Raw genomic sequence first — 22321 nt, 5'->3', positions numbered from 1 at the left:
GCCGGCCGCGGCCGGCTTCGTCGGACACCACGACCTGCAGAAGACGCTCGACGGCTTGGCCCGCACCGCCGACGGGCGGTTCCGGCCCGGCGTGATCGTGCTGGACGGCTTGGCGGGCATCGGGAAAACCGCGTTGGCGGTGCACTGGGCGCACCGCCAGTACGGCAGGCTGGCCGACACGGCGTTGTACCTGGACCTGCACGGCTTCGACGGCGGGCGTCCCGTCAAAGCCGAGGACGTGGTCGACGAGCTCCTCGACGCCTTCGACGTCCCCATCGCCCGCCTGCCGACCCGCGCCCGGAGGGAGGCGAAGCTGCGGGAAATCCTTGCGCAGCACCGCACCCTGGTAGTGCTCGACAACGCGGCGAACTCGGCGCACGTGCTGCCGTTGCTGTTCACGCTCTCACCGAGCCTGCTGCTCGTCACGAGCCGCCAAGGTCTCACGGCACTGGCGAGCCGCCACGAGGCCCGGCGCTGCTCGGTCACCCCGCTCAACGGACCGCACGCCGTCGAGGTCCTGACCAACCGCGTCGGCCCCCGCGGCGCCGCCGAACAGGAACCGCTCGCGCGGATTTCCGCGTTGTGCGGCGGCGTTCCCCTTGCGCTGCAACTGGTCGCCCACCACATCGAAAGCCGCCGCGGAGCCGCGCTGACCGAGTTCGCCGACGAACTGCGCGACCGGAGCAGGCTGCTGGACATCGGGGACGACGGAGACGATCCGCCGGCGAACATGCGGGCCGCGCTTTCGGTCACCTACCACGCGCTGCCCCGCGAAGCCCGCGAGCTGCTCCGGTCGATCGGCCTTTCCCCGGCGCCGGAACTGACGCTGCCCGCCGCCGCCGCGTTGACCGGCTGGCCGGCGAAAGACGTCCGGCACGCGCTCGACGTCCTGGTCAGCACGCACTTCCTCACCCACACGGGCGCTCCCGGCCGCTACCGGATCCACGACCTGCTCCGGACTTTCGCCCGGGAGGTCGCCGAAGCGGAGGAAAAGACCGAAACCCGGGAAGACGCCGAACGCCGCCTGCTGTCGTACTACCTGCACGCCGGCTACAACGCTGACCGGTTGCTGTTCCCGTTCCGCCCGCCCGTCCCGATGTTGCCCGCCATCGCCGGCGTTCCCTCGGCCGAATTCACTTCCGAGAGCGCCGCGGCCGCCTGGCTGCTGACCGAGAAGAACACTTTCGACCGGCTCATCCCGTGGGCCGCGCAACGCAATCACCACGAATATTCCTGGCGGCTCGCTCACCCCTTGTACGGAATCTACCGCAGGTATGGTTTTTACGGTGAATTGCGGGACGCCTACAGCGTTTCGGTGACTTCGACCCAAATCGTGGAGAACCTCGAGGCCGAGGGTGCCACCCGGAGCGACCTCGGATTGATTTGCCTCGCCTTGGGCGATCGGGACGCGGCATTGCGGGAATTCCACCTCGCGGCCGCCATCGCGCAGCAGACGGGTGGCGCGGTCTGGATCGCCACCTCCCTCCTGCACCTGGGCACCTTCGAAGCCCACATCGGCAACCCGGACGACGCCGAAGCCATGTACCGGCGCGCGTTGGGCACGCTCCGCGCAACCAGCAGCCCCGGCACCGAATCGGCCATCCTCCACCGCCTCGCGGAGACCTTGCGCGAGCGCGGCCGGCACGACGAAGCCCTGGCCCTGTACCGCGAAGCCCTGGACCTCAAGCAGAGCATCGGCAATCGGCACGGCGAAGCCGAGATACTGGCGGAGCTCTCGGCCACGTTGTGCCGAAAGGGGAACTACGCCGAAGCCCGGCGTCACGGCCTGCACGCACTGGCCATCATCCAGCAGATCAACGACGTCGAGGCAGGCCCGCGCGCCTGCCTCGTCATGGCCGAGGTCAACCACCGCCAGGGGCGGCACGCCGCGGCGATCGGCTACGCGCGCCAAGCGGTACGGCTGGCCATGCGCAACCACAACGCCATCGTCGAGGCCGAGGCGCTCCACCTGCTCGGCCACGCGCTGCACGAAACCGGGCGCCTCGCCGCCGCCGAGGAAGGCTGGCTCGCCGCGGCGGCCATTTACGACGACCTGGGCCACCACGAACGCGAACAGCACGTCCGCGCGGACCTCGCCGCACTTCGAGAGGCCCCGCGCCGACGGTGAATACTCTCCAGTAATGTGAAAGCTACTCCGAAGTAGACTCGGAATGGGGACAAGTCGACGTTCTGCCGCGAAGTGGCATTAACTCTTTAGTGTCAGTGAACCTGATAGAGGTAGTTCGCGAGGCGACTCGAAATACTTAGGGTGGGCCCGGCATCAGCGCCGCCGAGGGGCTCCCCTAGAGTTCGATCATGTCAACCGAGCACGACACCCGACACGATCGAGCGAAGCTGCCGAACGGACGAGCAGAAAGCACCACAAGAATGAGCAAGAACCTTCTCGCCGGCATCGCTCTGGCATTGGCGCTGGTATTCACCGGATCGGTCATGGTTGGCCAGGAATACTGGAATCCTGACGCCGCCGCAGTCAGCGCTGTGGCGTAATCCGAGTTACCAACCCGGCGGTGGGGCAGCGACGACGCACGGTTCTGCCCCACCGCCGGACCCCATCCGCTCCCGCGCCGGAACCGGCTCCAAGCATGCCGAGGGCCTTGCGCGGCGTGCGGGTCACCGTATCCTCGAAGGGGACCGAGGCTGTGCCGGTGGGTCGTGGAGGGGTTGCTGTGCCTGAGCCTGTACTGGTGTCCGTGGCCGCAGCCGCCGCGGGGAGAGCCGTGGTGGGGTTGTACAACCTGATCAAGGCCAAGTTCGCCGACGACCCCGATGCCGCGGCCGTCCTGACGGCCGCGGAGGGGGCGGCGGAGGACTCACCGCAGGTGCGCGAGCTGGCCGAAGCGCTGGAAGCGAAGCAGGCGGCCGATCCGGCGTTCGGTGAACAGCTGCGTGCCGAATGGGAACAGGCAGCGGGCGGGCAGCAGGCCGAGTCCGGCGGCGTGACCAACCAGGTCTCCGGCAGAGTCGGCGGCAACGTCGTGCAAGCGCGCGACATCGGCGGCGACATCACCTTCTGACCCGGCCGGGCGATCACCCGACGGGCCCGTCCCAGACCGAATCGGCGTCCACGAACGACGTCAGCAGCGTGGTCAGTTCCCGGTCGCCGCGGTCGTTCAGTGCGTCCGAGGCGATGCGGCGGGCCACGCCCGCCAGGAAGTCGGCGATCTGGACGCGGGCGTCGGTGCGGGAGTCGACGAACCGCACGTCCGCCAGGCGGGGGCCGAGCGTGGCCTTGAGCTGGAGGATGCGCTCGGCGGTGAGGGCCAGCTGCTCGTCGTGGACCAGGGCGACCGGGGTGCCGTCGGCGCTCCAGTGGCGGACGGTGTGGACCACCGCCGGTACCAGCGGGTCGAGCACCGGCACCAGGCCCGGATCGCCGGCCAGCCGCGCGCGGTAGGCGGCCACGCGCTCGCCGCCGTCGCGGAACCGGGCGACTATTTCGCCGGCTTCGCCCGGGACGGCGGCCAGTTCGCCGACCAGGTCGAAGAACTCCCGCGGTGACGTCGTCACGCCGCGACGGGGGTTCAGCCGCAGCACGCTGGTGAACGCCGTCAGGAAGAACTGCCAGCGGGCGGCGCCGAACGCGGCCGGGCCCGTGCGGTGGAGGGTGCGGGCCATCGCGTCCGTGCCCTGCTCGGCCAGCAGCGAGACCGCCGCGCGGACGGCGAAGAACGTCTTGCCGGTCAGGTGCACGTGCCCGCGGCCGGCCAGGGGGCCGTCCGGGGCGAGGAGCCATTCGAGCACCGCGCGGTGCTTCGCGCGCAGCAGGTGGTTGGCCTTGTACTCCTCGGCGGGCGAGCCGATGCGGGCGCGGATCTCCCGCACGCACGCGGTCGCCTCGGGCCAGGACATCCGGACGCCGGCGTGGGCGAAGACGTCGGTCTCGCCCCCGAGCAGGTTCTCGCCCTCCGAACCCGACTCGTCGCAGGCGATCTCGACCGGGCGCACCCGCCCGATCGTGCCAGAGGCACCCGGCCGCGGGCGATCGGATTACCGGACCGCCCGTCACGGTTGGGCCACGACGGGCTCGCTGGCCCGCGAAGAGCGGGGCGCGCCGCGCCCGGCCGGTCCCTTCCCGCCCGTGCCGGACACGTCGGATCCGTTGTGGACGATCGAAGCCGGACCGTCACGAAGGCCTACGCCTGAGCCAGGGTGATCTTGCCGTCCGCCACCGTGATCGCCTTCTTCTCCAGGGGCTTCGACGCCGGGCCGTTCGCCACCGAACCGTCGGCGATCTTGAACTTGCTGCCGTGGCACGGGCAGTTGACGGTGCCGTCGGCGACGGCGTCGACCGTGCAGCCCTGGTGGGTGCAGATCGCCGAAAAGGCCTCGAAGGTCCCCGCCGCCGGCTGGGTGACCACCACCTGCTTGTCCGCGAAGACCTTGCCGCCCCCGACCGGGACGTCCGCGGTCGCGCCGAGTTCGGTGCCGGCGGGTGCCGGGGCTGCCGACGTCCCGCTCTGGCTGCCGCCGTAGGTGCTGCAGCCGGCCGCCAGCCCGGCGCCGAAGACCGCGAGGGCCGTCCGACGCGCCAGCACCGGGTCCACTTCGTCGTTGCGCACGTTTCGTCCTCCGAGAGCAATACCGCTAGAAGGTCAAGCCGGACTGGGTGAAGAACCACAGCGACGCGCTCAGCCAGAGCCCGACCAGCCCGGTGAAGGCCAGGCCGCCCAGCAGCGGGAGCGACCACGCCGGCGCGCCGTCCTTGCGCAGCAGGAGCATCTTCGCGACGAACACGCCGTAGAAGAAGCACCCGAGCAGGGAATGCAGGAGCACACGCAGCTCGAACGCCTGGAACCCGAGCGCGTAGAGGCAGTGCATCGCGACCGGGATCGATGCGAGGAAGGCCAGCCGCCCCGACCACCGGTGCACCGGCGCGACCCACGCGGGCGCGCGGCCGCCGAGCTTGCCGTACATCGCCAGTGCCGAGACGAGCTGGACGAGGGCGAGCACGACGACGACCGTGGCGAGCCACGCCTTCACCGCCTGCGGCCCGGAGAAGCCCGCGACGTTCACCGCGACCCCGGTCGGCGTGTGCAGGCCGCCGTAGACCCCGAGCACCACCGAGACGACGGCGCCGGCCACCAGCGGCACCACGAGCGCGACCGCGGCGCGGCGGCCCGCCACCGGGGCGGCCATCAGAAGTCACCGGTCCCGGCCAGGCCGCTGATCGCCTCGGCGGTCACCGGGGCGCCGTCGACGGTCGCGGTGGCCGCGGCCGGATCGAGCGGCGGGGCCGTCGCCGGGCCCTCGTCCGTCGTGAGGATGCCGACCTGGCTGCCGTCGGGCAGCACGATCCAGCCGACCCTCGCCGCCTTGCCCTTCACCTTCGGCGTCGCCCGGTAGAGGCCGGCGGGCTTCTTCGCGGTCGGCACGGTGAACGAATACGTCTTGCCTGCCGCCGTCACGGTCCCGGTGGCCGAAGACGCGTCGAAACTGCCCGTGAGGCCGGCGTCCGGAGCGCCCTTGAGGTCCAGCTTGCCGCCGACGGTCACGCCCTGGAGCCAGGCTTCGAGCTTCTTGCCGTCGCAGACGTACGCGATGGCGTGGCCGTCGCGCGCCGACACCGCGATCGACGCGCCGCCACCGGTCACCTTCCCGGCGTAGTCCGCCCGCGCGGGCACGTCGGGCTTCGGCGGCTCCGATGGCGGCGCGGTCGCCGCGGGCGGCGGCGCGCTCGTCGTGGCGCTCGCGGCGCCCACCGCGCTCGCGGACCCGGCGACCGTCGGCGCGCCGGTCCCGGTCGCCAGGTCGGCGACGCTGATCCCGCCGGCGAGCAGCGCCCCGGCGAGCAGAGTGAACAACGGCCCCGGATGCTTCATGGTCTTCCCCGCTTCTCCCGGTCCACCACCGTGTCCGCAACACGGACCTCGGGCCGAAACGGCTCAACGCTACGCGCCGAAAAGAGGTAATGCTTAGCCCGTGCACGTGGTTGACTGGCCGCATGCTCCCCTGGGACGGCGAACTCGCCGGCCGGCTCGACCGGCACACCGTGACTTCCGGGCTGCTGCGCGGCAACCCGCTCGGCGACCCCAGCGACCGCCCGCTGTGGGTGTACGTCCCACCCGGCTACGACGACGGCGGCGAGCGGTACCCGGCGGTGTACGTCATCCAGGGCTACACCGGGCACCTGACGATGTGGGCCAACCGGACCCCGTTCCGGCAGCCGTTCGTGGAGACGGCCGACGCGGTCTTCGCCGGCGGCGCACCGGGGTGCATCGTGGTGTACGTCGACGCGTGGACCGCGTACGGCGGCTCGCAGTTCGTCGATTCGCCGGGCACCGGCCGCTACCACTCGTACCTGTGCGACGAGATCGTGCCGTGGGTCGACGAGCACTACCGGACGCTCCCCGACCGCGAGTCCCGCGCGATCGCGGGCAAGTCGTCGGGCGGGTTCGGCGCGATGATCACGCCGATGCTGCGGCCGGACGTGTTCGGCGCGCTGGCGACGCACGCGGGCGACACGCGGTACGAGCTGTGTTACCTCCCCGACTTCGGGAAGGCGGTCCGCGCGCTGCGCGCGTACGACCAGGACATCCAGGCGTGGTGGGCGGACTTCCGGAGCCGGCCGGCGTTCACCAGGCCCGAAGACGCGACGCTGCTCACGGTGCTCGGCGTTTCGGCGTGCTTCTCGGCCCGGGAGGACGGGACACCGGAGCTGCCGTTCGACCCGCTGACCGGCGCGCTGCGGCCAGAGCAGTGGCAGCGCTGGCTGGACTGGGACCCGGTCCGGATGGTGGCGCGCCACGCGGAGGCGGTCCGGTCCCTGCGCGCGGTGTGGATCGACGCGGGCACGAGCGACGAGTACTTCCTCGACATCGGCGCGGAGGCGTTCCGGGCGGAGGTGGCCGCGGCGGGCCTGCCGGACGACCGGGTGTACTTCGAGCTGTTCGAAGCCGGCCACGGCGGGATCGACTACCGGTACCCGCTTTCGCTGGCCTGGCTGGCGGAGCGGCTGGCCCGCTGAACCTCCGGCGGGCCGGCCGCGGCGGACGGCGGATCGGCGGTCTTCGTCACCGGCTTCGCTAGGCTCGGCCCATGGTCATCGAGACGGAGCTGGCGCTGCCCGGCGGTCGCACCCTGCACGTCTACGACACCGGCAGCCCCGCGCGGCTGAGCGTCTTCTGGCACCACGGCACCCCCAACACCGGTGCCCCGCCCGCGCCGCTGCTGCCGCTCGCCGCGGAGCTCGGGGTCCGGTTCGTGTCCTTCGACCGGCCCGGCTACCGCAGCTCCACTCCCGTGCCGGAGCGGACGGTCGGGAACGCCGCCGAGTGCGTCGCCGCCGTTGCCGATGCGCTCGGGATCGGCGACTTCGCCCTCATGGGGCACTCCGGGGGCAGCTCCCACGCCCTCGCCTGCGCCGCCCTGCTGCCGGACCGGGTCCTCGCCGTCGCGAGCCTGGCCGCCGTCGCGCCGTTCGACGCCGACGGGCTCGACTGGTTCGCGGGGATGGCCGCCGGCAGTGCCGCCTCGCTGCGGGCCGCCGCCGAAGGCCGGGCCGCGAAGGAAAAGTACGAAGCCGCCGCCGAGTTCGACCCCGGCGTCTTCACCGACGAAGACCGGGCCGTGCTCGGCGGGTCGTGGTCGTGGCTGGACGAGGTCGTCCGCGCGGCGCTCGCGGGCGGGCCCGGCGGGCTGATCGACGACGACCTCGCCTACGTCACGCCGTGGGGCGGCGATCCCGCGCGGATCACCGCTCCCGTCCTCCTCCTGCACGGCGAGCAGGACCGGATGGTCCCCGCCACGCACAGCGCGTGGCTCGCCGGGCGGTGCCGGCACTCCGAGTACCGGCCCGTGCCCGGCGAGGGCCACCTGTCCGTGCTGCGCCACGCCGCCGACGCCCTCACCTGGCTCGCCGATCAGGGCAGCAGGGCCACCGAAACGACCACCGGCACCAGGTAGAGCAGCGGGTACGCCAAGTGCGCGTACGACCGCGCCCGGGCCACGGTGACCAGCGCACCGGTGAAGTACAGCACCAGGCCGATGGCCGCCGCGATGCCGATCGGCGTCCAGAAGAGCCCGGCGACCAGCCCCGCCGCGCCGGCCGCCTTGGCCGTGCCGAGCAGGTTCCACCACGACCGCGGCACGCCGTACTCGGTGATCGGCTCGACGACCCACTTCGCGCGGGCGAACATCGAGACGGCCGAGAAGCCGACCCAGGCCGCGGCGGCGATGGTGACGATCAGGTGAGCGGTGTGCATCGGAACTCCTCGGGGATCCGCGGCCCCGGTTCGGGGTCCGTCACCCCCTCGACTCCGCGGTCCGTGCCGATGTGACAGCCCGGCACGTGACGGCCGTCACTCCCCGGATCGCGCCACGCGCCACCGGCCCGGCGTCCACTGTGGAGCGTCAGCGGGCTGGCAACAGCGGCAGGAGCTCCTGGTGCCGGCCGGCCCGGCGCAGCACGGGCGAGCCGGGGCCGGCCGGTTCCCGGGCCCCCGCCCGCAGCGCGGTCAGGAAGCGCACGACTTCGGGCGGCCGGGGCAGGACGTCCGCGCCGCCGAGGTAGGACAGCACGATCATCTCCTCGCCGCACGCCGCCTCGACCGCGACCGCCCAGCCGTGCACCTCGTCCCAGAGCAGCGCCACGTCGCGCTCGGGGAACCGGCGCAGCCGCCAGTCCACCGCCAGGTACGCCGACACCGGGACGTCGACGTCCACGGTGCAGGATTCCAGGCCGAAGCCGAGTGCGCGCGCCACCTCGCCGAGATACGCGCGCAGCCCGCGCTGGAACCAGAATTCGAGATCGGTGTCGATCAGGCCGGACACCCGTTTCCTTTCGCCATGTTCGACAAGACCGGCAACGGCCGCCACGTCATTGTCTTTCGCCACCGCGACGGCTGCCGCGGTTCGTGCGTAGACCGTACCGACTTCGCGGACTTCGGCCCACCGCCGGATATCCGCACTTTCGGTTCGTGCAGCGACACGCCCGTCTGCACGTGCAAAGCTCCACTGTGGACGATCAAATCCGCAGGTGAAGACGTTTTCCGCAATTCCCGGAAAACCTCACGGGCGCACCCGGCGGAATGGTGGCCGCCGAAAGTTCAGCCGAACGCAGGAATCGGAACCCGGGTGCGGTCCAGATCGGCGAACAGATCTCCGAGCTCCTCGACCCGGGCCAGGACTTCGCCCGCGGTGAACCTCAGGTGCGTGACGTGCCGGCAGGCGCGGACCTCGTCCCAGGTGACCGGTGTCGACGCGGTCGGCTCGTCGCGCCCGCGCAGCGAGTACGGCGCCACGGTGGTCTTGACCGGGTTGTTCTGGCTCCAGTCGATGAAGACCTTGCCCGGGCGCAGGTTCTTCGTCATCCGCGCCACGACGAGGTCCGGCGTCTCGGCGGCGAGCCGCTCGGCCAGCGCTTTCGCGTACCGGGACGGCTCACCGCCGTCGGTCGTCACGATCCCCGCGTACAGCTGCATGCCCTTGCTGCCGCTGGTCTTCGCCACCGGCGTGAGCCCGTCCTCGACGAGGACGTCGTAGAGCCGCTCGGCGACCCGGCAGCAGTCGACGACCGTCGCACCGGGACCCGGGTCGAGGTCGAACACCAGCCGGTCCGGCGTGCTGCGCTCGTCGTCGCCCGGCCCGACGGTCCACTGGTGGACGTGCAGCTCCAGCGCGGCCAGGTTCGCCGCCCACACGAGCGCGGGCAGGTCGTCGATCAGCGGATAGGTGACGATTTCGGGATCCTTGCCCCGGCCGCCGACGGTCAGGCGCGCGGTGCGGACCCAGTCCGGGGCGTGCCGGGAGACGTCCTTCTCGAAGAACGAGTCGCCGGTGACGCCCTCGGGGAACCGCACGAACGTCATCGCCCGGTCGCGGACGTGCGGCAGCAGCACCGGCGCGATCCGCGTGTAGTAGTCGAGCACCTCGCCCTTGGTGAAGCCGTTGCGCGGGTAGAGCACCTTCTCGAGGTTCGAGAGCGACAGCTGCCTCTCGCCGACCTGCACCGTGATCCGGCTCCCCGCCACGCGCCCAGATTACCGTGGCCGGACGTGCCCGGAGACCACTCGCTCGACGAACCGCTCCGCGACCTCGCGCAGCTTGGTGTTCTCCCGCTGCGACTGCTCCACCAGGATCGCGAAGGCGTCGTCGGCGCCGACCTGGCGGATCGCCATCAGCATGCCCTTGGCCTGGTCGATGACCGCGCGGGAGGTCAGCGCGGTCCGGAGGTGCTCGGCCGTTTCCCGGGCCTGCAGGTACCGGTGGTAGACGCGGAGGATCGCCTCCACCGCGGCCGTGTAGAGCTCCAGCAGCTGCGCTTCGACTTCCGCGAAGCCGTCGTCCTGCCGTCCGAAGCAGTTCACCGCGCCGGAGAACTGCTCGTCGGCCACCAGCGGCGCGGCGAGGAAGCTCCCGAATCCGGCCTCCCGGGCGCCCCGGGCGAAGTCCGGCCAGTTCTCCAGCGCGTCGGACACCGTGGTGCGGACGATCTTGCCGCCCCGGATCGCCTCCAGGCAGGGACCTTCGCCGATCCGGTACTGCTCGCCGTCGAGCTCGTCCACCACGGCGCTGGTGGCGGTCGCCGTGTGCGGCACCTCCCCGGTCACCAGGGTGATCGACGCCTCGTCGACGCCGGGGACCACGTGGCACACCTGCAGGCACACGTGCTGCAGCAGGATCCGGAAGTCGTCTTCCTCCCGCAGCACCGCGTTGAGGGCTTCCAGTGCCCCGGTGACCTCGTCCAACAGCGGCGACGCTGGCGCAGTGGGGTCCGGCCGTTCCATGGGTGCTCCTCCAGCTCGGCACGCGAAGAGCCCTCGGGTACCCACTCCACCGCCGATCCATGTCCGCCGGGTCACCGCGCGCGGCCGCCGGCCTCCTCTTCGCCGAGCAGGGCCCGCCGCAGCGGCTCGCGCCAGGCGGCCCGCTCGAGGTCGAAGGCGCCGAAGTCCGTGCCGAACTCCCAGTAGGCCCAGCTCAGGCCGAGGCGCTCGGCCTCGGCCCGGACGAACGCCGTCCACCGTGCGCGGGAGCCCGTGTCCGCCGCGGAGAAGGCGCCGAACTCGCCGATGAACACGGGAAGCCGCCGCTCCTGCCCCCAGGCCGCGACCTCGGCCAGGTCAGCGCGTACGGCGTTCTCGTCGGCGGCGCCGCCCCAGGTGCGGCCGAGCCATCGCTCCGCACCGGCAACCCAGCCGGCGCCTTGGTGGGTGAACTCGAACGGGGCGTAGTAGTGGATCGTGGCGATCAGGTTGCCGTCGCCGGGCACGGCGAGCGCGGGGAGCGCGTCGAGGCCGTTCATGCCGGCGGGCCCGATGATCACGGTCCGCCCGGGGTCGGCCGCACGGACGACGGCGAGGGCCTCCGCCAGCACCGTGTTCCACCGGGCCGCCGTGAGGTGACCGCGGGGTTCGTTGAGCAGCTCGAAGCAGAGTCCTCCGGGGTAGCCGGCGTAGCGGGCCGCGATCTGCCGCCAGAGCGCGAGGAAGCGTGGCCGCTGCTCGTCCGGCGCGGCACAGAGCTCGTGGTAGTGGTGGACGTTGACCACCACCTGCAGGCCGCGGTCGAGGGCCGCGCCCACGCCCGCGTCGACGCGGGCGAAGAACGCGGGGTCGATCGCGTACGGCGGCACCGGCCCGGCGTGCGCCGACCACCGCACCGGCAGGCGGACGGTGTCGAAGCCGGCCTCGGCCACCTCGTCGAAGTACCGGTCGTCGAGCGACAGCTCCGGACCGCCACCCAAGGCGTCGAGCGCGTTGCCGAAGTTGATGCCCCGCCCCAGCCACCGGCTCACTGTGCCTCCCGGACCGCAGTTTCGGCGAGCCGGCTGTCTTCCGGCAAGTGGTTTACCGGCGACCCCGGATTGGTACTTACCGGTCATGTCGTCGGAACAGGCCTCGCCGGACGGGCTGCCGCTGGACGGTGAGCTCGCCGCGGTCGCCGCCCGGATGTCCGGGCTGCTGCTGTCGCGCGAAACCGTGGATTCGGTGCTGGAGCTGATCGTTTCGCTGGCGAACACGACGATCACCGCGGCCGCCGGGGTGGGGGTCACCCTCGTCGACGCCGACGGCCGCTTCGTCACGACGAGCGCGTCGGGCCCGCTGGTGCGCGAGGCCGACGCCCTGCAGTACGAGCTCGGCGAAGGCCCCTGCCTGGCCGCGCTGGCCGGGTGCGCGCCGCAGCGGATCGACGACGTCGCCACCGAACCGCGGTGGAGCCGGTGGTGCGCCGCGGTCGCCGGCTCGGGGCTGCGGTCGGTCGTCACCGCCCCGATGGCCACCGAGGACGGCTGCCACGGCGCGATCAAGATCTACGCGACGACGCCCGGGGCGTTCGGGCCCGTCGACGAGCGGGCACTGGTGTCCTTCGCCGACCGGGCCGCGGTGCTCGTCGCCAACGCCCGGGCCTTCGAACGGGCCGGCCGGTTCAGCGAGCGGTTCAAGGACACGCTGCGCGACCGGGACCTGATCGCGATGGCGAAGGGCTTCCTCATGGGCCGGGACGGCCTCGCCGAGGACGTCGCGTTCGACCGCCTGCTGTCGCTGGCCCGCGCCCGCGGCACCAGCCCGGCCGAAGCCGCCGCCCACCTCGTCGGCGCCGTGCCGCGGGAAGGGTGAGCGCATGCGTTTCGTGCCCGAGGAGGAACAGCGGCGGATGATCGCCGCCTGCTTCGCCCGGAGCGACCTGACGCTGGAGCAGCTGTGGATGCGGTACTTCGCGCTCGGCGGCAGCCAGAGCCTGCTGGACCTGGACGCCTACCTCAACTGCCTGGTCACGCTGCCCCGCGTCGACCGCGACATGGTCGCCCACGCCGTCAACGAGCGGCTCGACGAGGTGACCGGGCCGGCCCGCGCGCCCTACAGCCACTCGGTCCAGGACGCGAAGCCGTTGCACGGTCCGCTGAAAGCGCTCGTCGACCTGCTCGAAGGCGCGCACCGGGCGCCGCCGGAGCGGCTCCCGGCGATCGTCGCCGAGGCGGGCCGCGCACTCGACCTGACGATCGGCGTCTACCTGGCCGACTACGACCAGCGCACGCTCGTGCCGCTGCGGCCGGGCGCCGCGGAGCTCGACATCGAGAGCACCGTCGGCGGCGACGTGTTCCGCCGCGCCGGGACCACGGTGACCCGCGACGGGACGTTGTGGACCGTGCTGCTCGACGGCGTCGAACGGCTCGGGGTCCTCGAGATCGTCCCGGCCGGCGACCCGGACGACCCGGCGCTGCGGGAGCAGTGCCGCTGGCTGGCCGCGCTGCTCGGGCACCTGGTCACCATCACGACCCAGTACGGCGACGGACTCGACCGCCGTCGCCGCCACCGGCGCCGCGGCTCCCCCGCCGAGCTGCTGTGGCAGAGCCTGCCACCGCTCACCGGGGCCACCGACAGCGTGGTCGTCGGGGTGAGCGTCCAGCCGGTGTACGACCTCTGCGGCACGGTGTTCGACTACGCCCTCTCGGAGGAGCGGGCGCAGCTGGCGATGTTCGACGCCGCCACGCGCACCCGCGACGCGAACACGGCCGTCGTGAGCGCCCTCGCCGCCTACCGCGCCGCCCGCCACGGCGGAGCTTCCCTCGGCGAGCAGTTCGCGGCGGTCGGCGCGGAGCTCGACGGCCTCGCGCCCGTGGGCGGGGTGCTGGCCGAACTGGACCTGAAGACGGGCGTCCTGCGCCTGCTCGGCGCCGGGCAGCCCGCACCCTTCGTGGTCCGCTGCGGCGAGCCACTGCCGGTCACCGAGCCCGGCATCCCGGGATTCGCTTCGGCCTCCGGGCCGCCCCCGGTCACGGAGTTCCGGCTCGAACCGGGTGACCTGGTGACGCTGTGCTCGCGCGGAGCAGCCGAAACCACGGACGACGCCGGAGAGCCGTTCGGCAAGGCCCGGATCACCGAGCTCCTCGGCCAGGACGCGGGCGAGCTGCCCCCGGAGATCGCCCGGCGGCTCACCCGCGCGGTCTTCGCCCACGGTGGGGGCACGTTCCGGCGGGACGCGGGGGTGCTGGTCGCCCGGTGGAACTCGCGCTGAAGCCGGGCGCGGGCGGCCGGGGTCCACTGGTCGCCCGGTCGAACTCACGCTGAAGCCGGGCTGGCCCGCTCGGCGGCCGGGCGCGCGGGGCCGGAACTCGCGCTGAAGCCGGGCTCGGCGGTCGCTCGACGAGCGCCCACCCCGCGGCAGCGAACCTCCGCAAGCGGGCCGCGGCCGCCGTCAGCAGGCGGTGTCGTGCATCTCCGGCGCCAGCAGCTCCCGCAGGGCGTCCGACAGCGACGCGAACATCGGCACCGCCGCCGCCAGGCCGGTGATCCGGAACAGCCGAGCCAGCGTCCGGCCGTTCGCCACCACTCCGAACCGCCGTCCCTCGGCTCCGGCCCTCGATGCGGCGGCCGCCAACGCCCGGGCCCCGGCCAAGCCGACGAAGGCCACCTGCGTGAGGTCCACCACCGTCGTCCCCGGTGGGGCCGAGCGCAGCTCGCGCTCGAGGATCGGGAGGGTCAGCGCGTCGATTTCGCCGGCGAGGGTGAGCACCAGGAAACCGGGGCGGTACTCCGTCCGGCGCGCGACCAGGGGCGCGGACCGGGTCGGGACCGGAAAGACAGGGGACACGGGTTCGGTTGGCCTTCCGCGCCGGCCGGGGCCGGCGACGCAGTGACGTGATCAAGGACGGGGTCTTGATACCCAAACGTCCGGTCCGGAAACGCCCTTCTTCAGGGCGAGACGCTCGTGAAGGCCGACCAGAGCCGTTCCGCGGCGTGGTGGGCCGAGGCGCCGGGCCGGATCTCGCGGACGCCGTCCGCCGGGGCCGTCACCTGGCCGCCGAGGTACTCGACGAGGGCCACCGCCAGCTCGCGGACCTTGACGTTGAACTCCTGGCTGGCCCGGCGCAACGTCTGCCAGGCCTCCTCCGGCGGGCACCGCCGGACCGCCATGATCGCGCCCTTCGCCTGCTCGATGGCCGCGCGGGAGGCCAGCAGGTCCAGCATCTGGTCGGGGTCGCCCGCGGTGGCGGTCTCGGCGACGACCAGGGTCATCTCGGTGAGCTTCGCGTAACGCCGCAGGACGGCCAGGGTTTCCGGACCCGGCGCCCGGTCGAGCGTCACCGACAGCACGAAGGCCCCGTCCTCGTCCCAGAACCCGGGCAACGCGACCGCGCCGCGGATCGCCTCGATCGCCGGGCCGGCGTCGAACACGGTCTCGCGGGTCAGGTCCGGCCAGCGGTCGTCGCCGAAGAGGTGATCCGCGGTGACCGGCTCGCCGGTGGCCACCGCGACGGGGACCGGCCCGCCGTGCGCCAGCTGCGCGGGAATCAGCTGGTCGGCGACGCCCGCGGTGGCCAGCACCCGCAGCGGCCGGTCGCCGCGGCTGACGGTCAGGCCGGCGCCGAGCCAGCCGGGCAGCTCGCCGGCGATGCGCTCGAGCAGCGCCTGCAGCAATTCGGCCAGCGGTCTCCAGCGATCCGCCGCGTTCATGAGTGTCTCGGTCACCGAACCTCCACCGGTCTTGGTTCCTTTGATTTACCGCACGCCGCGGAACTCCGCCTCCGACGCGGCCGGAGTTTGTGGGACCGGCCACGCGGACAGGCGAGCCGGCAGGACCGTCCGGCGTAACCCGATCACCCGGCCGCACTCAGCAGCGGTCGAGGAGCTCCTGCTCCCGCACCACCGGCAGTGACAGCGTCCGGTAGCCGACGTCGTCGAAGAGGACGGTGAGCTTGTCCTCCTCGACGGTCATCACGACCCCGCGGCCCCACTCGGCGTGCCGGACGACGTTCTCCGCACGGAACTCCCCGGTCCGCGGCACGTCCTCGGCCGTGGCACCGGCCTCGCAGGTGTCGCAGTTGCCGCACGGCGTCGCGAGTTCCTCGCCGAAGTACCCGAGCAGGTACCGGCGGCGGCAGCCGGTGGTTTCCGCGTAGGCGCGCAGCATCTCCACCCGCGAGCGGACGAGCTCGGCCGCCCGCTCCGCCGCTTCCAGCGCCCGCCCGACGACCGCACCGGTCCGCGCGCGGCCGGCCGTGAGCGTGTACCGGCCGTCCGGTCCGGTCAGCACGTCGCCGCAGCGTTCGAGCAGGCCGAGGGCGCGGGTCCGCCGGGCGGACGGGCCGGGGACGGCCTCGGCCAGCTGCCGGCGGCCCAGCGGTTCCGGCCGCAGCGCTTCGACGACCGCCCGGAGCTCGGCCTCCGGTGGCGCGGACCGGGTGAGGAATCGTTGCCGCGCCAGGTCTTCCGGGCGGTAGCAGAGCAGCACTTCGGCCGGTTCGCCGTCCCGGCCCGCGCGGCCGATCTGCTGGTAGTACGTGTCGACCGAGTCCGGGACGGACGCGTGCACCACGAACCGGACGTCGGGCCGGTCGATGCCCATGCCGAACGCCGAGGTCGCCACCACGACGTCGGTCTCCCCCGCGGCGAACCGCTCGTGCACGGCGTCGCGGTCGGCGGCCTTCATCCCGCCGTGGTAGCCGAAGGCGCGGACGCCGCGGGCCGCCAGCGCGTCGGCGTAGTCCTCGGCCTCCCGGCGGCTCGCGGTGTAGAGCAGCCCGCTGCCGGGCTTCGCCGCGACCCGGTCCACCACCGCGGCGCGCTTCCCGGCGTCGTCCGTGAACCGCGCGACCGCCAGGTGCAGGTTCGGCCGGTCGAAGCTCGCGATCACCCGTACCGGGTCCCGCAGGCCCAGCGCGGCGACGATGTCGTCGCGGACCGGCGCGGCCGCGGTGGCCGTCAGGGCGATGACCGGCGGGCGCCCGAGCCGGTCGATCACCGGGGCCAGGCGCAGGTAGTCGGGCCGGAAGTCGTGGCCCCACGCCGAAACGCAATGGGCCTCGTCGACGACGAACAGCGACACGCCCGCCTCCGCCAGCCCGGCGACGACCTCGTCCTTCGCGAGCTGCTCCGGCGACAGGAAGACGTACTCCGCCGTGCCGCCCCGGATCGCGGCCCACACGCGGTCCCGCTCGCCCGCCGACTGCCGCGAGTCGAGGGCCACGGCGTCCGGCACGGCCGCGGCGTCCAGGCCCTCGATCTGATCGCGCTGCAGCGCCAGCAACGGCGAAACGATCACCGTCGGGCCGGGCAGCACCAGCGCGGGTACCTGGTAGATCGCCGATTTGCCGGCACCGGTGGGCAGCACCGCCAGCACGTCCCGCCCGCCGCTCGCCGCGCTCATCGCCTCGGCCTGCTCGGCGGACAGCTCGGCCCAGCCGAAGCGCTCCGCGGCCAGCCGGCGCAGCTCGGCCACCATCCCGTCGCTCATGGCGGCAGGGCTACCCCGGACCGCGCCCGGCAATCCCCGACCCGAACGAGCGGTTTACCCGGCGGCGCGTGCGGGGTAGCCGAACGGTGATCCGAGGAGGCGCCATGACCCACCGGTGGTCCCGATGATGTTCAGCGAAGTCGTCGTCGCCGGGCAGATCGCCCGCGACCTGGTGATCGAGGTCCCGGACGCGCCCGACGCGGATTCTTCGGCGCCCGTGCGGCACCGGCAGGAGCTGCTCGGCGGGAAGGGCGCCAACCAGGCCGTGGCGCTGAGCCAGCTCGGGATGTCGGTGTCGCTGGTCGGCGTCGTCGGCCGCGACCGCACCGGGGACGCGCTGCTCGCCCAGGCCCGGGCCGACCGGATCGGCACCTCGCACGTGATCCGCCGGGCGGGCACCGAGACCGCGCTGCTGGTCGACGTCGTCGAGGACCACGGCCGGCGCCGCTACCTCGAGCACGTGCCGGAGGAAACACTGCTCACCGAGAACGACGTCTTCGCCGCGTCCGCGCCGATCTCGGCCGCCGCCTCCCTCATCGTCCAGCTGCAGCAGCCCGCGCCGGTGGCCCTGCTGGCGGCCCGGCTGGCGCACACGGCGGGCACCAGGGTCGTGCTGGACGGCGCACCGCAGGACGACGCGCTGACGTCCGATCTGCTCGCCCTCGCCGACGTCGTGCGCGCCGACGGCCACGAAGCCGAGCTCCTCACCGGGCAGCCGGTGGACGAAGTCGCCGCGGCCGCGCGCGCCGCCGCGGAGCTCCGGCGGCGCGGGCCGTCCCTGGTCGTGCTGGAGGTTTCCGGGCAGGGCAACCTGTTCGCCGGACCGGAGGGCACCTGGTTCGTGCCGGACGTCGAGACCGACGTCGTCGACCCGACCGGCGCCGGTGACGCGCTCGTCGCCACCCTGACCGCGGCGCTGACCCGCCGCCGCCCGCTGGAGACCGCGGCGAGCCTGGCCGTGGCGGCCGCCGCGGCGACGACCGGGCACGCGGGCGGGCGCCCGCACCTGTCGCGCGCCGAACTCGACCGGCTGCAGCCGCGGGAGCTGGAAACCGTCCAGGCCTGAGGGCTACAGGCCCGGCAGCTTCTGTTCGAGCCCCAGGAGCACCGAGAACGGGTCGCCGCGCTCGGCCAGGCGGCCCGGGACGTCCCGGATCGTCCACCGGTCGGGCACGAGCCGCGGGTCGTCCAGCTCGTCCCACTCCAGCGGCACCGAAACCGGCGCACCGGGCCGCGGCCGGACGCTGTAGGGCGCGACGAGCGTCTTGTTCAGCACGTTCTGCGTGTAGTCGAGCCGGGCGCGGCCGCGGCGCTTGTCCTTGGTCCAGGCCCAGCTGACCAGGTCGGGCAGCACCCGCCCGATCGTCCGGGACACCGTTTCCGCCCACGTGCGCGTCTGCTCGAAGGTGCAGTGCGGCGCGATCGGCACCCAGACCTGGACGCCGCGCTGCCCGGTCACCTTGGGGCGGCCGGTGAGGCCGAGGTGCTCGAGCGCGGTGCGGTGCAGCCGCGCCAGCTCCAGGACCTCGTCGAACGTCGTCTCCGGGCCGGGGTCGATGTCGAACAGCACCCACGTCGGGTGGTCGACGTCGGCGGCGCGGGAGGTCCAGGCGTGCAGCTCCAGGGCGCCGTAGTTCGCCAGCCAGGCCAGCGTCGCGACGCTGTCGGCGACCACGTACCGCCGGCTCTCCCCCGGGCCGGCGCGTTCGTTGCGCCAGGTCGTCAGCCAGTCGGGCGCGTGCTGCGGGACCTCCTTCTGCCAGAAGCCCGGTTCGGTGACGCCCTGCGGGAACCGGTGGGTGTTGAGCGGGCGGCCGGCCAGGTACGGCAGCATCGCCGGCCCGACGGTGACGTAGTACCGGATGAGGTCCCGTTTGGTGACGGACTCGCCGCCGCCAGCCGCGGGGAAGAGCACCTTGTCCAGGTTGGTCAGGGCCAGCTCGCGGCCCGCCACCGACCACCGGCCCTTCGCACCCAGGGCGTCGAGGGCGGCCAGTTCGTCCTCGGTCGGGGCCTGCCAGCCGCCGACGGATTCCTCCGCCTCCGCGGCCGGGCGGTCGCCGTGCCACAGGGCGTCGGGAGCGGCCGCGACCTCGTCGTTGGTGCGGCCGCTCTTCACCGAGCGTGGGTGGTCTTCGGCGTCCCAGCCGGCCTGCGCGTGCTCGTCCTGCTTGTGCAGGAGGAACCACTGGTCCTTCTCGCCGCGGCTGGTGCGGACGAGGACGAACCGCCCGGCCAGCTTCTCGCCCTCGAGGTCGAAGTGCAGCGTCCCGGCCTCGATCGCGCGGGCCGGATCGGGTTCGACCGGCCGCCAGACGCCGCGGTCCCAGACGATGACGTCCCCGCCGCCGTACTCGCCGCGCGGGATGACCCCCTCGAACCCGGCGTACTCGATCGGGTGATCTTCGACGTGCACCGCCAGCCGGCGGGCCTTCGGGTCCAGCGTGGGGCCCTTCGGCACCGCCCAGCTGACCAGCACGCCGTCGAGTTCCAGGCGGAAGTCGTAGTGCAGCCGGCGCGCCCGGTGCCGCTGCACGACGAACCGGTGGCCGTCCGGACCGGCGGCCCCGCCGGCCGGCTCCGCGGTCCGGTCGAAGTCGCGCATCTCCTGGTAGCGCCGCAGTTTGCGGGCCGGGTCTGCTGCCATGGTCCGGGAGTACCCACTCAGTCCGGCGCCGACCAGGGCGGGTTCTTCTTCGCCAGCTCCTCGTATTCGGCGACCTCCTGCGCCGTCGGGTCGATACCGGCTTCCTCGGCGAATTCCTCCGGATCGATGACGTCGTCGTCGGGCTCGGTCACGGTCAGCCGCCCAGCGCGCCGCGGATGAGGTCGCGGGCCCGGTCCATGATCGCCGCGGGCGGGCCCAGCAGCAGGTTCGCCTTCGCGCTCTCGACGCCGGGGTGCGGGCGGGTCGGCCCGACCGCTTCGGCCACCTTGACGGTCGCGGCCATCGCGCGCAGCCGCTCCGGCGGGCGGTGCTTGCGCAGCAGCGGGAACTCCTCGCGCTCTTCGTGCTCGGCGTGCGCGAGGACGTCGTCGCGCAGCTGGACGAGCAGGGTGTCGAAGCCGTCCGCTTCCGGGCTCATCTTCTGCAGGGTGGTCAGCAGTTCCTTGGCCCGGTGTTCCTCGCCCAGCCGTGCCTCGACGACGGGCACCGCCGCGGGTTCGAGGTCGCGGATCTCGGGGTGCACGACCAGTTCCTCCGCCGTCTCGTGCACGGCCAGCAGCCGCACGAGGTCGTGGAACAGGTCGCGCCGCCGGTCGCCGTCCGCGGTTTCCAGCGCGGCGAACAGCTCGCGGATCTCCCGGTGCTGCCGCTGCAGCACCTCGATGACGTCCTCTTCGTGCTCCGCCATGAACGGCCTCCTCCTGGCTGCTTGCTCGGTCGGAAGCGGCGTTCCCCGTCCGGGACGGGTTACTCGTCGCGGCGGGCGACAGTGAGCCACAGCGCGCCGGCGGCGGCCACGGCGAGCCCGGCGACGGTCCACCAGGACCACCAGCCGAAGAAGGCGACGACGAGCCCGACGGCGAGCAGCACGCCCCCGCCGATCGAGGCGGTGTCTTCATGGCCGGTCCGGGCGGCGAAGGCCATCAGCCCACCTGCCCGTCGACGGCGGCCACGACGAGCGCGGCGCACCGCGCCACGGTCAGGCCTCTTTCCTTCGCCATGGAGACCAGGGCGGCGTGCGCGGCCGGACGGCTGAGTCCTTGCGCGGCAAGGACTTCCAGCGCCAGGCCGACGACGTCATGGGCGGGCGGGGTGGCGGTGCGCACGGGCATCGGAAGACCTCCGGCTCGGTCGGCGGCGAAACGAACGCGACCGGATACCCCGCCGCGCCGGGTTTCACACCCTCACCGAACCCGGTGGAGTGGCCCGGGTTCAACTCCCGGCGAGCCCTCCTCCGGCCGGCCACACCGCGGTGCCCGGCCGCCGTCCGATCGGCGCGCGGTACCAGGGCGTGGTCCACATCTACGCTGAGGGCGTGACCGACGCGTGGGAATGGGACCCGTCCCTCTATTCGGGCAGCGCGCGGTACTACGCGCGGGGCCGCGCGGCGTATCCCGCGGAACTCGCCACGGCCTTCGCCGCCGAGCTCGGGCTGGACGGGTCGGGACGGCTGCTCGACGTCGGCTGCGGACCGGGGTCGCTGACGCTGCTGCTGGCCGGATCGTTCGAGGAAGCCGTCGGGCTCGACGCCGACGCGGACATGCTCGCCGAAGCGGGCCGGCTCGCGGCGGACGCGGGCATCGGGAACTGCCGGTGGGTGCACCGGCGTGCGGAGGACCTGCCCGCCGGGCTGGGGCGGTTCCGGGTGGTCACCTTCGCGCAGTCGTTCCACTGGCTCGACCGGCCCCGCGTCGCCGCCACGGTGCGCGGAATGCTGGCCCCGGACGGGGTCTGCGCCCACGTGCACGCGTCAACGCACGAGATCGTCGACCCCGCGATCCCGGAGCTGGTGCGCGAATACCTCGGCCCGGTGCGGCGCGCCGGGCGCGGTTCGCTGCCGGACGGCACGCCGGGCAGCGAGGCGGCGGTCTACCGCGCGGCGGGCTTCCACGGCCCGCGGCGGTTCGAGGTGCCGGGGCCGGTCGTCACCCGCACGGTCGACGAGGTCGTCGCCGGGGTGTTCTCGCTGTCGAGCTCGGCCCCGCACCTGTTCGGCGAGCGGCGGCCCGAGTTCGAGGCGGAGCTGCGGCGGCGGCTGGCCCCGGCGGAGACGTTCACCGTGCGGCTGCCCGAACTCGCCGTCGACCTGTGGTTCACCAGGGGTTGTTGAAGTCCTCGTCCTCTTCGACGACGGCCCGGGGCCGGCGGGCGGGCCGCGGTTCGTCCCGCACGGGCCGCGACGCCGGTTCGAACCCTGCGGAGTACGCCTCCGCGTCGAAGGCGGACGCCGGTTCGGCGTGCGACCGGTCGGTGCTCCAGCCGGACTTCGTCTTGCGCTGGGCCATTTCGCGGACGTGCTGGACGTACCGCTCGGCCGCCTGGACCTGCTTGGTCATGTACTCGTGGGAGCGGGCCTTGATCTCCTCGCCCTGCTGTTCGCGCAGGGCACGGCGATCGGCCTGTTCGCGCACGAGGCCGTCGAGCTCGGCTTTCATGCCGGCGATGTCGGTCATGCGT

Annotated in this window: 27 protein-coding genes; 9 read left to right on the top strand and 18 right to left on the bottom strand. The window is 73.2% G+C overall.

Going from position 1 to position 22321, the window contains the following annotated elements:
- The 3 genes from CCN39_RS08415 to CCN39_RS08410 all read left to right on the top strand — a co-directional run.
- On the top strand, positions 1-2128 hold a 2128-nt coding region (locus CCN39_RS08415; protein ID WP_086840043.1), incomplete at its 5' end, for a tetratricopeptide repeat protein.
- 188 nt (positions 2129-2316) lie between these two features.
- Positions 2317-2508 carry a hypothetical protein gene (locus CCN39_RS49275; protein WP_143263981.1) on the top strand — a complete coding sequence of 64 codons (192 nt, stop codon included), beginning with the start codon at positions 2317-2319 and terminating at the stop codon, positions 2506-2508.
- Positions 2509-2705: 197 nt separating this feature from the next.
- Positions 2706-3035 (top strand): hypothetical protein, encoded by a 330-nt coding sequence (locus CCN39_RS08410; protein ID WP_244210666.1) that lies wholly within the window; start codon positions 2706-2708, stop codon positions 3033-3035.
- Positions 3036-3048: 13 nt separating this feature from the next.
- Here CCN39_RS08410 and CCN39_RS50075 read toward each other — a convergent pair whose 3' ends face one another.
- The 4 genes from CCN39_RS50075 to CCN39_RS08390 form a co-directional block, all read right to left on the bottom strand.
- Positions 3049-3966 carry a DUF3800 domain-containing protein gene (locus CCN39_RS50075; RefSeq protein ID WP_167455014.1) on the bottom strand — a complete coding sequence of 306 codons (918 nt, stop codon included), beginning with the start codon at positions 3964-3966 and terminating at the stop codon, positions 3049-3051.
- A 188-nt stretch (positions 3967-4154) separates the two neighbouring features.
- Entirely contained in the window at positions 4155-4580 is a 426-nt protein-coding gene (locus tag CCN39_RS08400) for a Rieske (2Fe-2S) protein (RefSeq protein ID WP_086840039.1), read from the bottom strand.
- Positions 4581-4605: 25 nt separating this feature from the next.
- A complete protein-coding gene (locus CCN39_RS08395; protein WP_086840037.1) occupies positions 4606-5157 on the bottom strand; it encodes a DUF6529 family protein in 552 nt (183 codons plus the stop codon).
- On the bottom strand, positions 5157-5840 hold the full coding sequence (locus CCN39_RS08390; protein WP_086840035.1) for a hypothetical protein: 684 nt from the start codon (positions 5838-5840) through the stop codon (positions 5157-5159). Before CCN39_RS08390 ends, CCN39_RS08395 begins: the two co-directional genes overlap by 1 nt.
- A gap of 122 nt (positions 5841-5962) precedes the next feature.
- On the opposite strand from CCN39_RS08390, the gene CCN39_RS08385 reads away from it, so the two are divergent.
- Together CCN39_RS08385 and CCN39_RS08380 are read left to right on the top strand one after the other, a co-directional pair.
- Positions 5963-6985: an alpha/beta hydrolase gene (locus tag CCN39_RS08385; protein WP_086840033.1), complete on the top strand. Its 1023-nt coding sequence runs from the start codon at positions 5963-5965 to the stop codon at positions 6983-6985.
- Positions 6986-7056: 71 nt separating this feature from the next.
- Complete coding sequence (locus tag CCN39_RS08380) at positions 7057-7923, top strand: alpha/beta fold hydrolase (protein ID WP_086840031.1); 867 nt, start codon at positions 7057-7059, stop codon at positions 7921-7923.
- Here CCN39_RS08380 and CCN39_RS08375 read toward each other — a convergent pair.
- The 5 genes from CCN39_RS08375 to CCN39_RS08355 form a co-directional block, all read right to left on the bottom strand.
- Positions 7881-8222: a DoxX family protein gene (locus CCN39_RS08375; RefSeq protein WP_086840029.1), complete on the bottom strand. Its 342-nt coding sequence runs from the start codon at positions 8220-8222 to the stop codon at positions 7881-7883. The genes CCN39_RS08380 and CCN39_RS08375 overlap by 43 nt on opposite strands.
- A gap of 148 nt (positions 8223-8370) precedes the next feature.
- Positions 8371-8790 carry a DUF6292 family protein gene (locus CCN39_RS08370; RefSeq protein WP_086840027.1) on the bottom strand — a complete coding sequence of 140 codons (420 nt, stop codon included), beginning with the start codon at positions 8788-8790 and terminating at the stop codon, positions 8371-8373.
- A gap of 275 nt (positions 8791-9065) precedes the next feature.
- Entirely contained in the window at positions 9066-9989 is a 924-nt protein-coding gene (gene ligD, locus CCN39_RS08365) for a non-homologous end-joining DNA ligase (protein WP_167455013.1), read from the bottom strand.
- A 9-nt stretch (positions 9990-9998) separates the two neighbouring features.
- Positions 9999-10745, bottom strand: coding sequence for a GAF and ANTAR domain-containing protein (locus CCN39_RS08360; protein ID WP_086840025.1), 747 nt, complete (start codon positions 10743-10745; stop codon positions 9999-10001).
- 71 nt (positions 10746-10816) lie between these two features.
- Complete coding sequence (locus CCN39_RS08355; RefSeq protein WP_086840023.1) at positions 10817-11755, bottom strand: glycoside hydrolase family 5 protein; 939 nt, start codon at positions 11753-11755, stop codon at positions 10817-10819.
- Between the two features lie 85 nt (positions 11756-11840).
- Between CCN39_RS08355 and CCN39_RS08350 the strand changes: the two genes are divergently transcribed.
- On the top strand, positions 11841-12578 hold the full coding sequence (locus tag CCN39_RS08350; RefSeq protein WP_086840021.1) for a GAF and ANTAR domain-containing protein: 738 nt from the start codon (positions 11841-11843) through the stop codon (positions 12576-12578).
- 4 nt (positions 12579-12582) lie between these two features.
- Complete coding sequence (locus CCN39_RS08345) at positions 12583-13977, top strand: PP2C family protein-serine/threonine phosphatase (protein WP_086840019.1); 1395 nt, start codon at positions 12583-12585, stop codon at positions 13975-13977.
- 180 nt (positions 13978-14157) lie between these two features.
- Here CCN39_RS08345 and CCN39_RS08340 read toward each other — a convergent pair whose 3' ends face one another.
- The 3 genes from CCN39_RS08340 to CCN39_RS08330 form a co-directional block, all read right to left on the bottom strand.
- Positions 14158-14553, bottom strand: coding sequence for an STAS domain-containing protein (locus CCN39_RS08340; RefSeq protein WP_086840017.1), 396 nt, complete (start codon positions 14551-14553; stop codon positions 14158-14160).
- 101 nt (positions 14554-14654) lie between these two features.
- Positions 14655-15431 (bottom strand): ANTAR domain-containing protein, encoded by a 777-nt coding sequence (locus CCN39_RS08335; RefSeq protein ID WP_086840015.1) that lies wholly within the window; start codon positions 15429-15431, stop codon positions 14655-14657.
- Between the two features lie 142 nt (positions 15432-15573).
- Positions 15574-17196, bottom strand: coding sequence for a RecQ family ATP-dependent DNA helicase (locus CCN39_RS08330; RefSeq protein WP_086840013.1), 1623 nt, complete (start codon positions 17194-17196; stop codon positions 15574-15576).
- A gap of 124 nt (positions 17197-17320) precedes the next feature.
- Between CCN39_RS08330 and CCN39_RS08325 the strand changes: the two genes are divergently transcribed.
- Entirely contained in the window at positions 17321-18262 is a 942-nt protein-coding gene (locus CCN39_RS08325) for a PfkB family carbohydrate kinase (protein ID WP_244210665.1), read from the top strand.
- Positions 18263-18265: 3 nt separating this feature from the next.
- Here the strand turns inward: CCN39_RS08325 and ligD (CCN39_RS08320) are convergent, their stop codons facing one another.
- Genes ligD (CCN39_RS08320) through CCN39_RS08310 form a run of 5 tightly spaced genes read right to left on the bottom strand, consistent with a single transcriptional unit; the run spans position 18266 to position 20976 of the window.
- The gene (ligD, locus tag CCN39_RS08320; protein ID WP_086840009.1) at positions 18266-19843 is read right to left on the bottom strand and encodes a non-homologous end-joining DNA ligase; all 1578 of its coding nucleotides are present in this window, start codon (positions 19841-19843) and stop codon (positions 18266-18268) included.
- A 17-nt stretch (positions 19844-19860) separates the two neighbouring features.
- A complete protein-coding gene (locus CCN39_RS52575; protein ID WP_279629565.1) occupies positions 19861-19995 on the bottom strand; it encodes a hypothetical protein in 135 nt (44 codons plus the stop codon).
- Positions 19996-19997: 2 nt separating this feature from the next.
- Complete coding sequence (locus CCN39_RS08315) at positions 19998-20552, bottom strand: hemerythrin domain-containing protein (protein ID WP_086840007.1); 555 nt, start codon at positions 20550-20552, stop codon at positions 19998-20000.
- Between the two features lie 59 nt (positions 20553-20611).
- A complete protein-coding gene (locus tag CCN39_RS50070; RefSeq protein WP_158104489.1) occupies positions 20612-20788 on the bottom strand; it encodes a hypothetical protein in 177 nt (58 codons plus the stop codon).
- Positions 20788-20976 (bottom strand): hypothetical protein, encoded by a 189-nt coding sequence (locus tag CCN39_RS08310; RefSeq protein WP_086840005.1) that lies wholly within the window; start codon positions 20974-20976, stop codon positions 20788-20790. The genes CCN39_RS50070 and CCN39_RS08310 overlap by 1 nt, the downstream gene beginning before the upstream one ends.
- A gap of 203 nt (positions 20977-21179) precedes the next feature.
- Here CCN39_RS08310 and CCN39_RS08305 point away from each other — a divergent pair, with 203 nt between their 5' ends.
- Positions 21180-21974 (top strand): class I SAM-dependent methyltransferase, encoded by a 795-nt coding sequence (locus CCN39_RS08305; RefSeq protein WP_086840048.1) that lies wholly within the window; start codon positions 21180-21182, stop codon positions 21972-21974.
- Here the strand turns inward: CCN39_RS08305 and CCN39_RS08300 are convergent.
- A complete protein-coding gene (locus CCN39_RS08300) occupies positions 21958-22317 on the bottom strand; it encodes a hypothetical protein (RefSeq protein ID WP_086840003.1) in 360 nt (119 codons plus the stop codon). The two genes, CCN39_RS08305 and CCN39_RS08300, sit on opposite strands and share 17 nt — an antisense overlap.
- Between the last annotated feature and the right edge of the window lie 4 nt (positions 22318-22321).

It is taken from the genome of Amycolatopsis kentuckyensis (assembly GCF_002155975.1).
Lineage (GTDB): Bacteria > Actinomycetota > Actinomycetes > Mycobacteriales > Pseudonocardiaceae > Amycolatopsis > Amycolatopsis kentuckyensis.
This window is presented reverse-complemented; position numbering and strand designations above follow the sequence as displayed.

Excerpts from the sequence above, each read along its gene's own strand:
- CCN39_RS08390 (WP_086840035.1), bottom strand. The coding sequence starts at position 5,840 with ATGAAGCATCCGGGGCCGTTGTTCACTCTGCTCGCCGGGGCGCTGCTC.
- CCN39_RS08300 (WP_086840003.1), bottom strand. The coding sequence starts at position 22,317 with ATGACCGACATCGCCGGCATGAAAGCCGAGCTCGACGGCCTCGTGCGC.
- CCN39_RS08395 (WP_086840037.1), bottom strand. The coding sequence starts at position 5,157 with ATGGCCGCCCCGGTGGCGGGCCGCCGCGCCGCGGTCGCGCTCGTGGTG.
- CCN39_RS08310 (WP_086840005.1), bottom strand. The coding sequence starts at position 20,976 with ATGCCCGTGCGCACCGCCACCCCGCCCGCCCATGACGTCGTCGGCCTG.
- CCN39_RS08350 (WP_086840021.1), top strand. The coding sequence starts at position 11,841 with ATGTCGTCGGAACAGGCCTCGCCGGACGGGCTGCCGCTGGACGGTGAG.
- CCN39_RS08385 (WP_086840033.1), top strand. The coding sequence starts at position 5,963 with ATGCTCCCCTGGGACGGCGAACTCGCCGGCCGGCTCGACCGGCACACC.
- CCN39_RS08360 (WP_086840025.1), bottom strand. The coding sequence starts at position 10,745 with ATGGAACGGCCGGACCCCACTGCGCCAGCGTCGCCGCTGTTGGACGAG.
- CCN39_RS08380 (WP_086840031.1), top strand. The coding sequence starts at position 7,057 with ATGGTCATCGAGACGGAGCTGGCGCTGCCCGGCGGTCGCACCCTGCAC.
- CCN39_RS08375 (WP_086840029.1), bottom strand. The coding sequence starts at position 8,222 with ATGCACACCGCTCACCTGATCGTCACCATCGCCGCCGCGGCCTGGGTC.
- CCN39_RS08330 (WP_086840013.1), bottom strand. The coding sequence starts at position 17,196 with ATGAGCGACGGGATGGTGGCCGAGCTGCGCCGGCTGGCCGCGGAGCGC.
- ligD (WP_086840009.1), bottom strand. The coding sequence starts at position 19,843 with ATGGCAGCAGACCCGGCCCGCAAACTGCGGCGCTACCAGGAGATGCGC.
- CCN39_RS08325 (WP_244210665.1), top strand. The coding sequence starts at position 17,321 with ATGATGTTCAGCGAAGTCGTCGTCGCCGGGCAGATCGCCCGCGACCTG.
- CCN39_RS50070 (WP_158104489.1), bottom strand. The coding sequence starts at position 20,788 with ATGGCCTTCGCCGCCCGGACCGGCCATGAAGACACCGCCTCGATCGGC.
- CCN39_RS08345 (WP_086840019.1), top strand. The coding sequence starts at position 12,583 with ATGCGTTTCGTGCCCGAGGAGGAACAGCGGCGGATGATCGCCGCCTGC.
- CCN39_RS49275 (WP_143263981.1), top strand. The coding sequence starts at position 2,317 with ATGTCAACCGAGCACGACACCCGACACGATCGAGCGAAGCTGCCGAAC.
- CCN39_RS08315 (WP_086840007.1), bottom strand. The coding sequence starts at position 20,552 with ATGGCGGAGCACGAAGAGGACGTCATCGAGGTGCTGCAGCGGCAGCAC.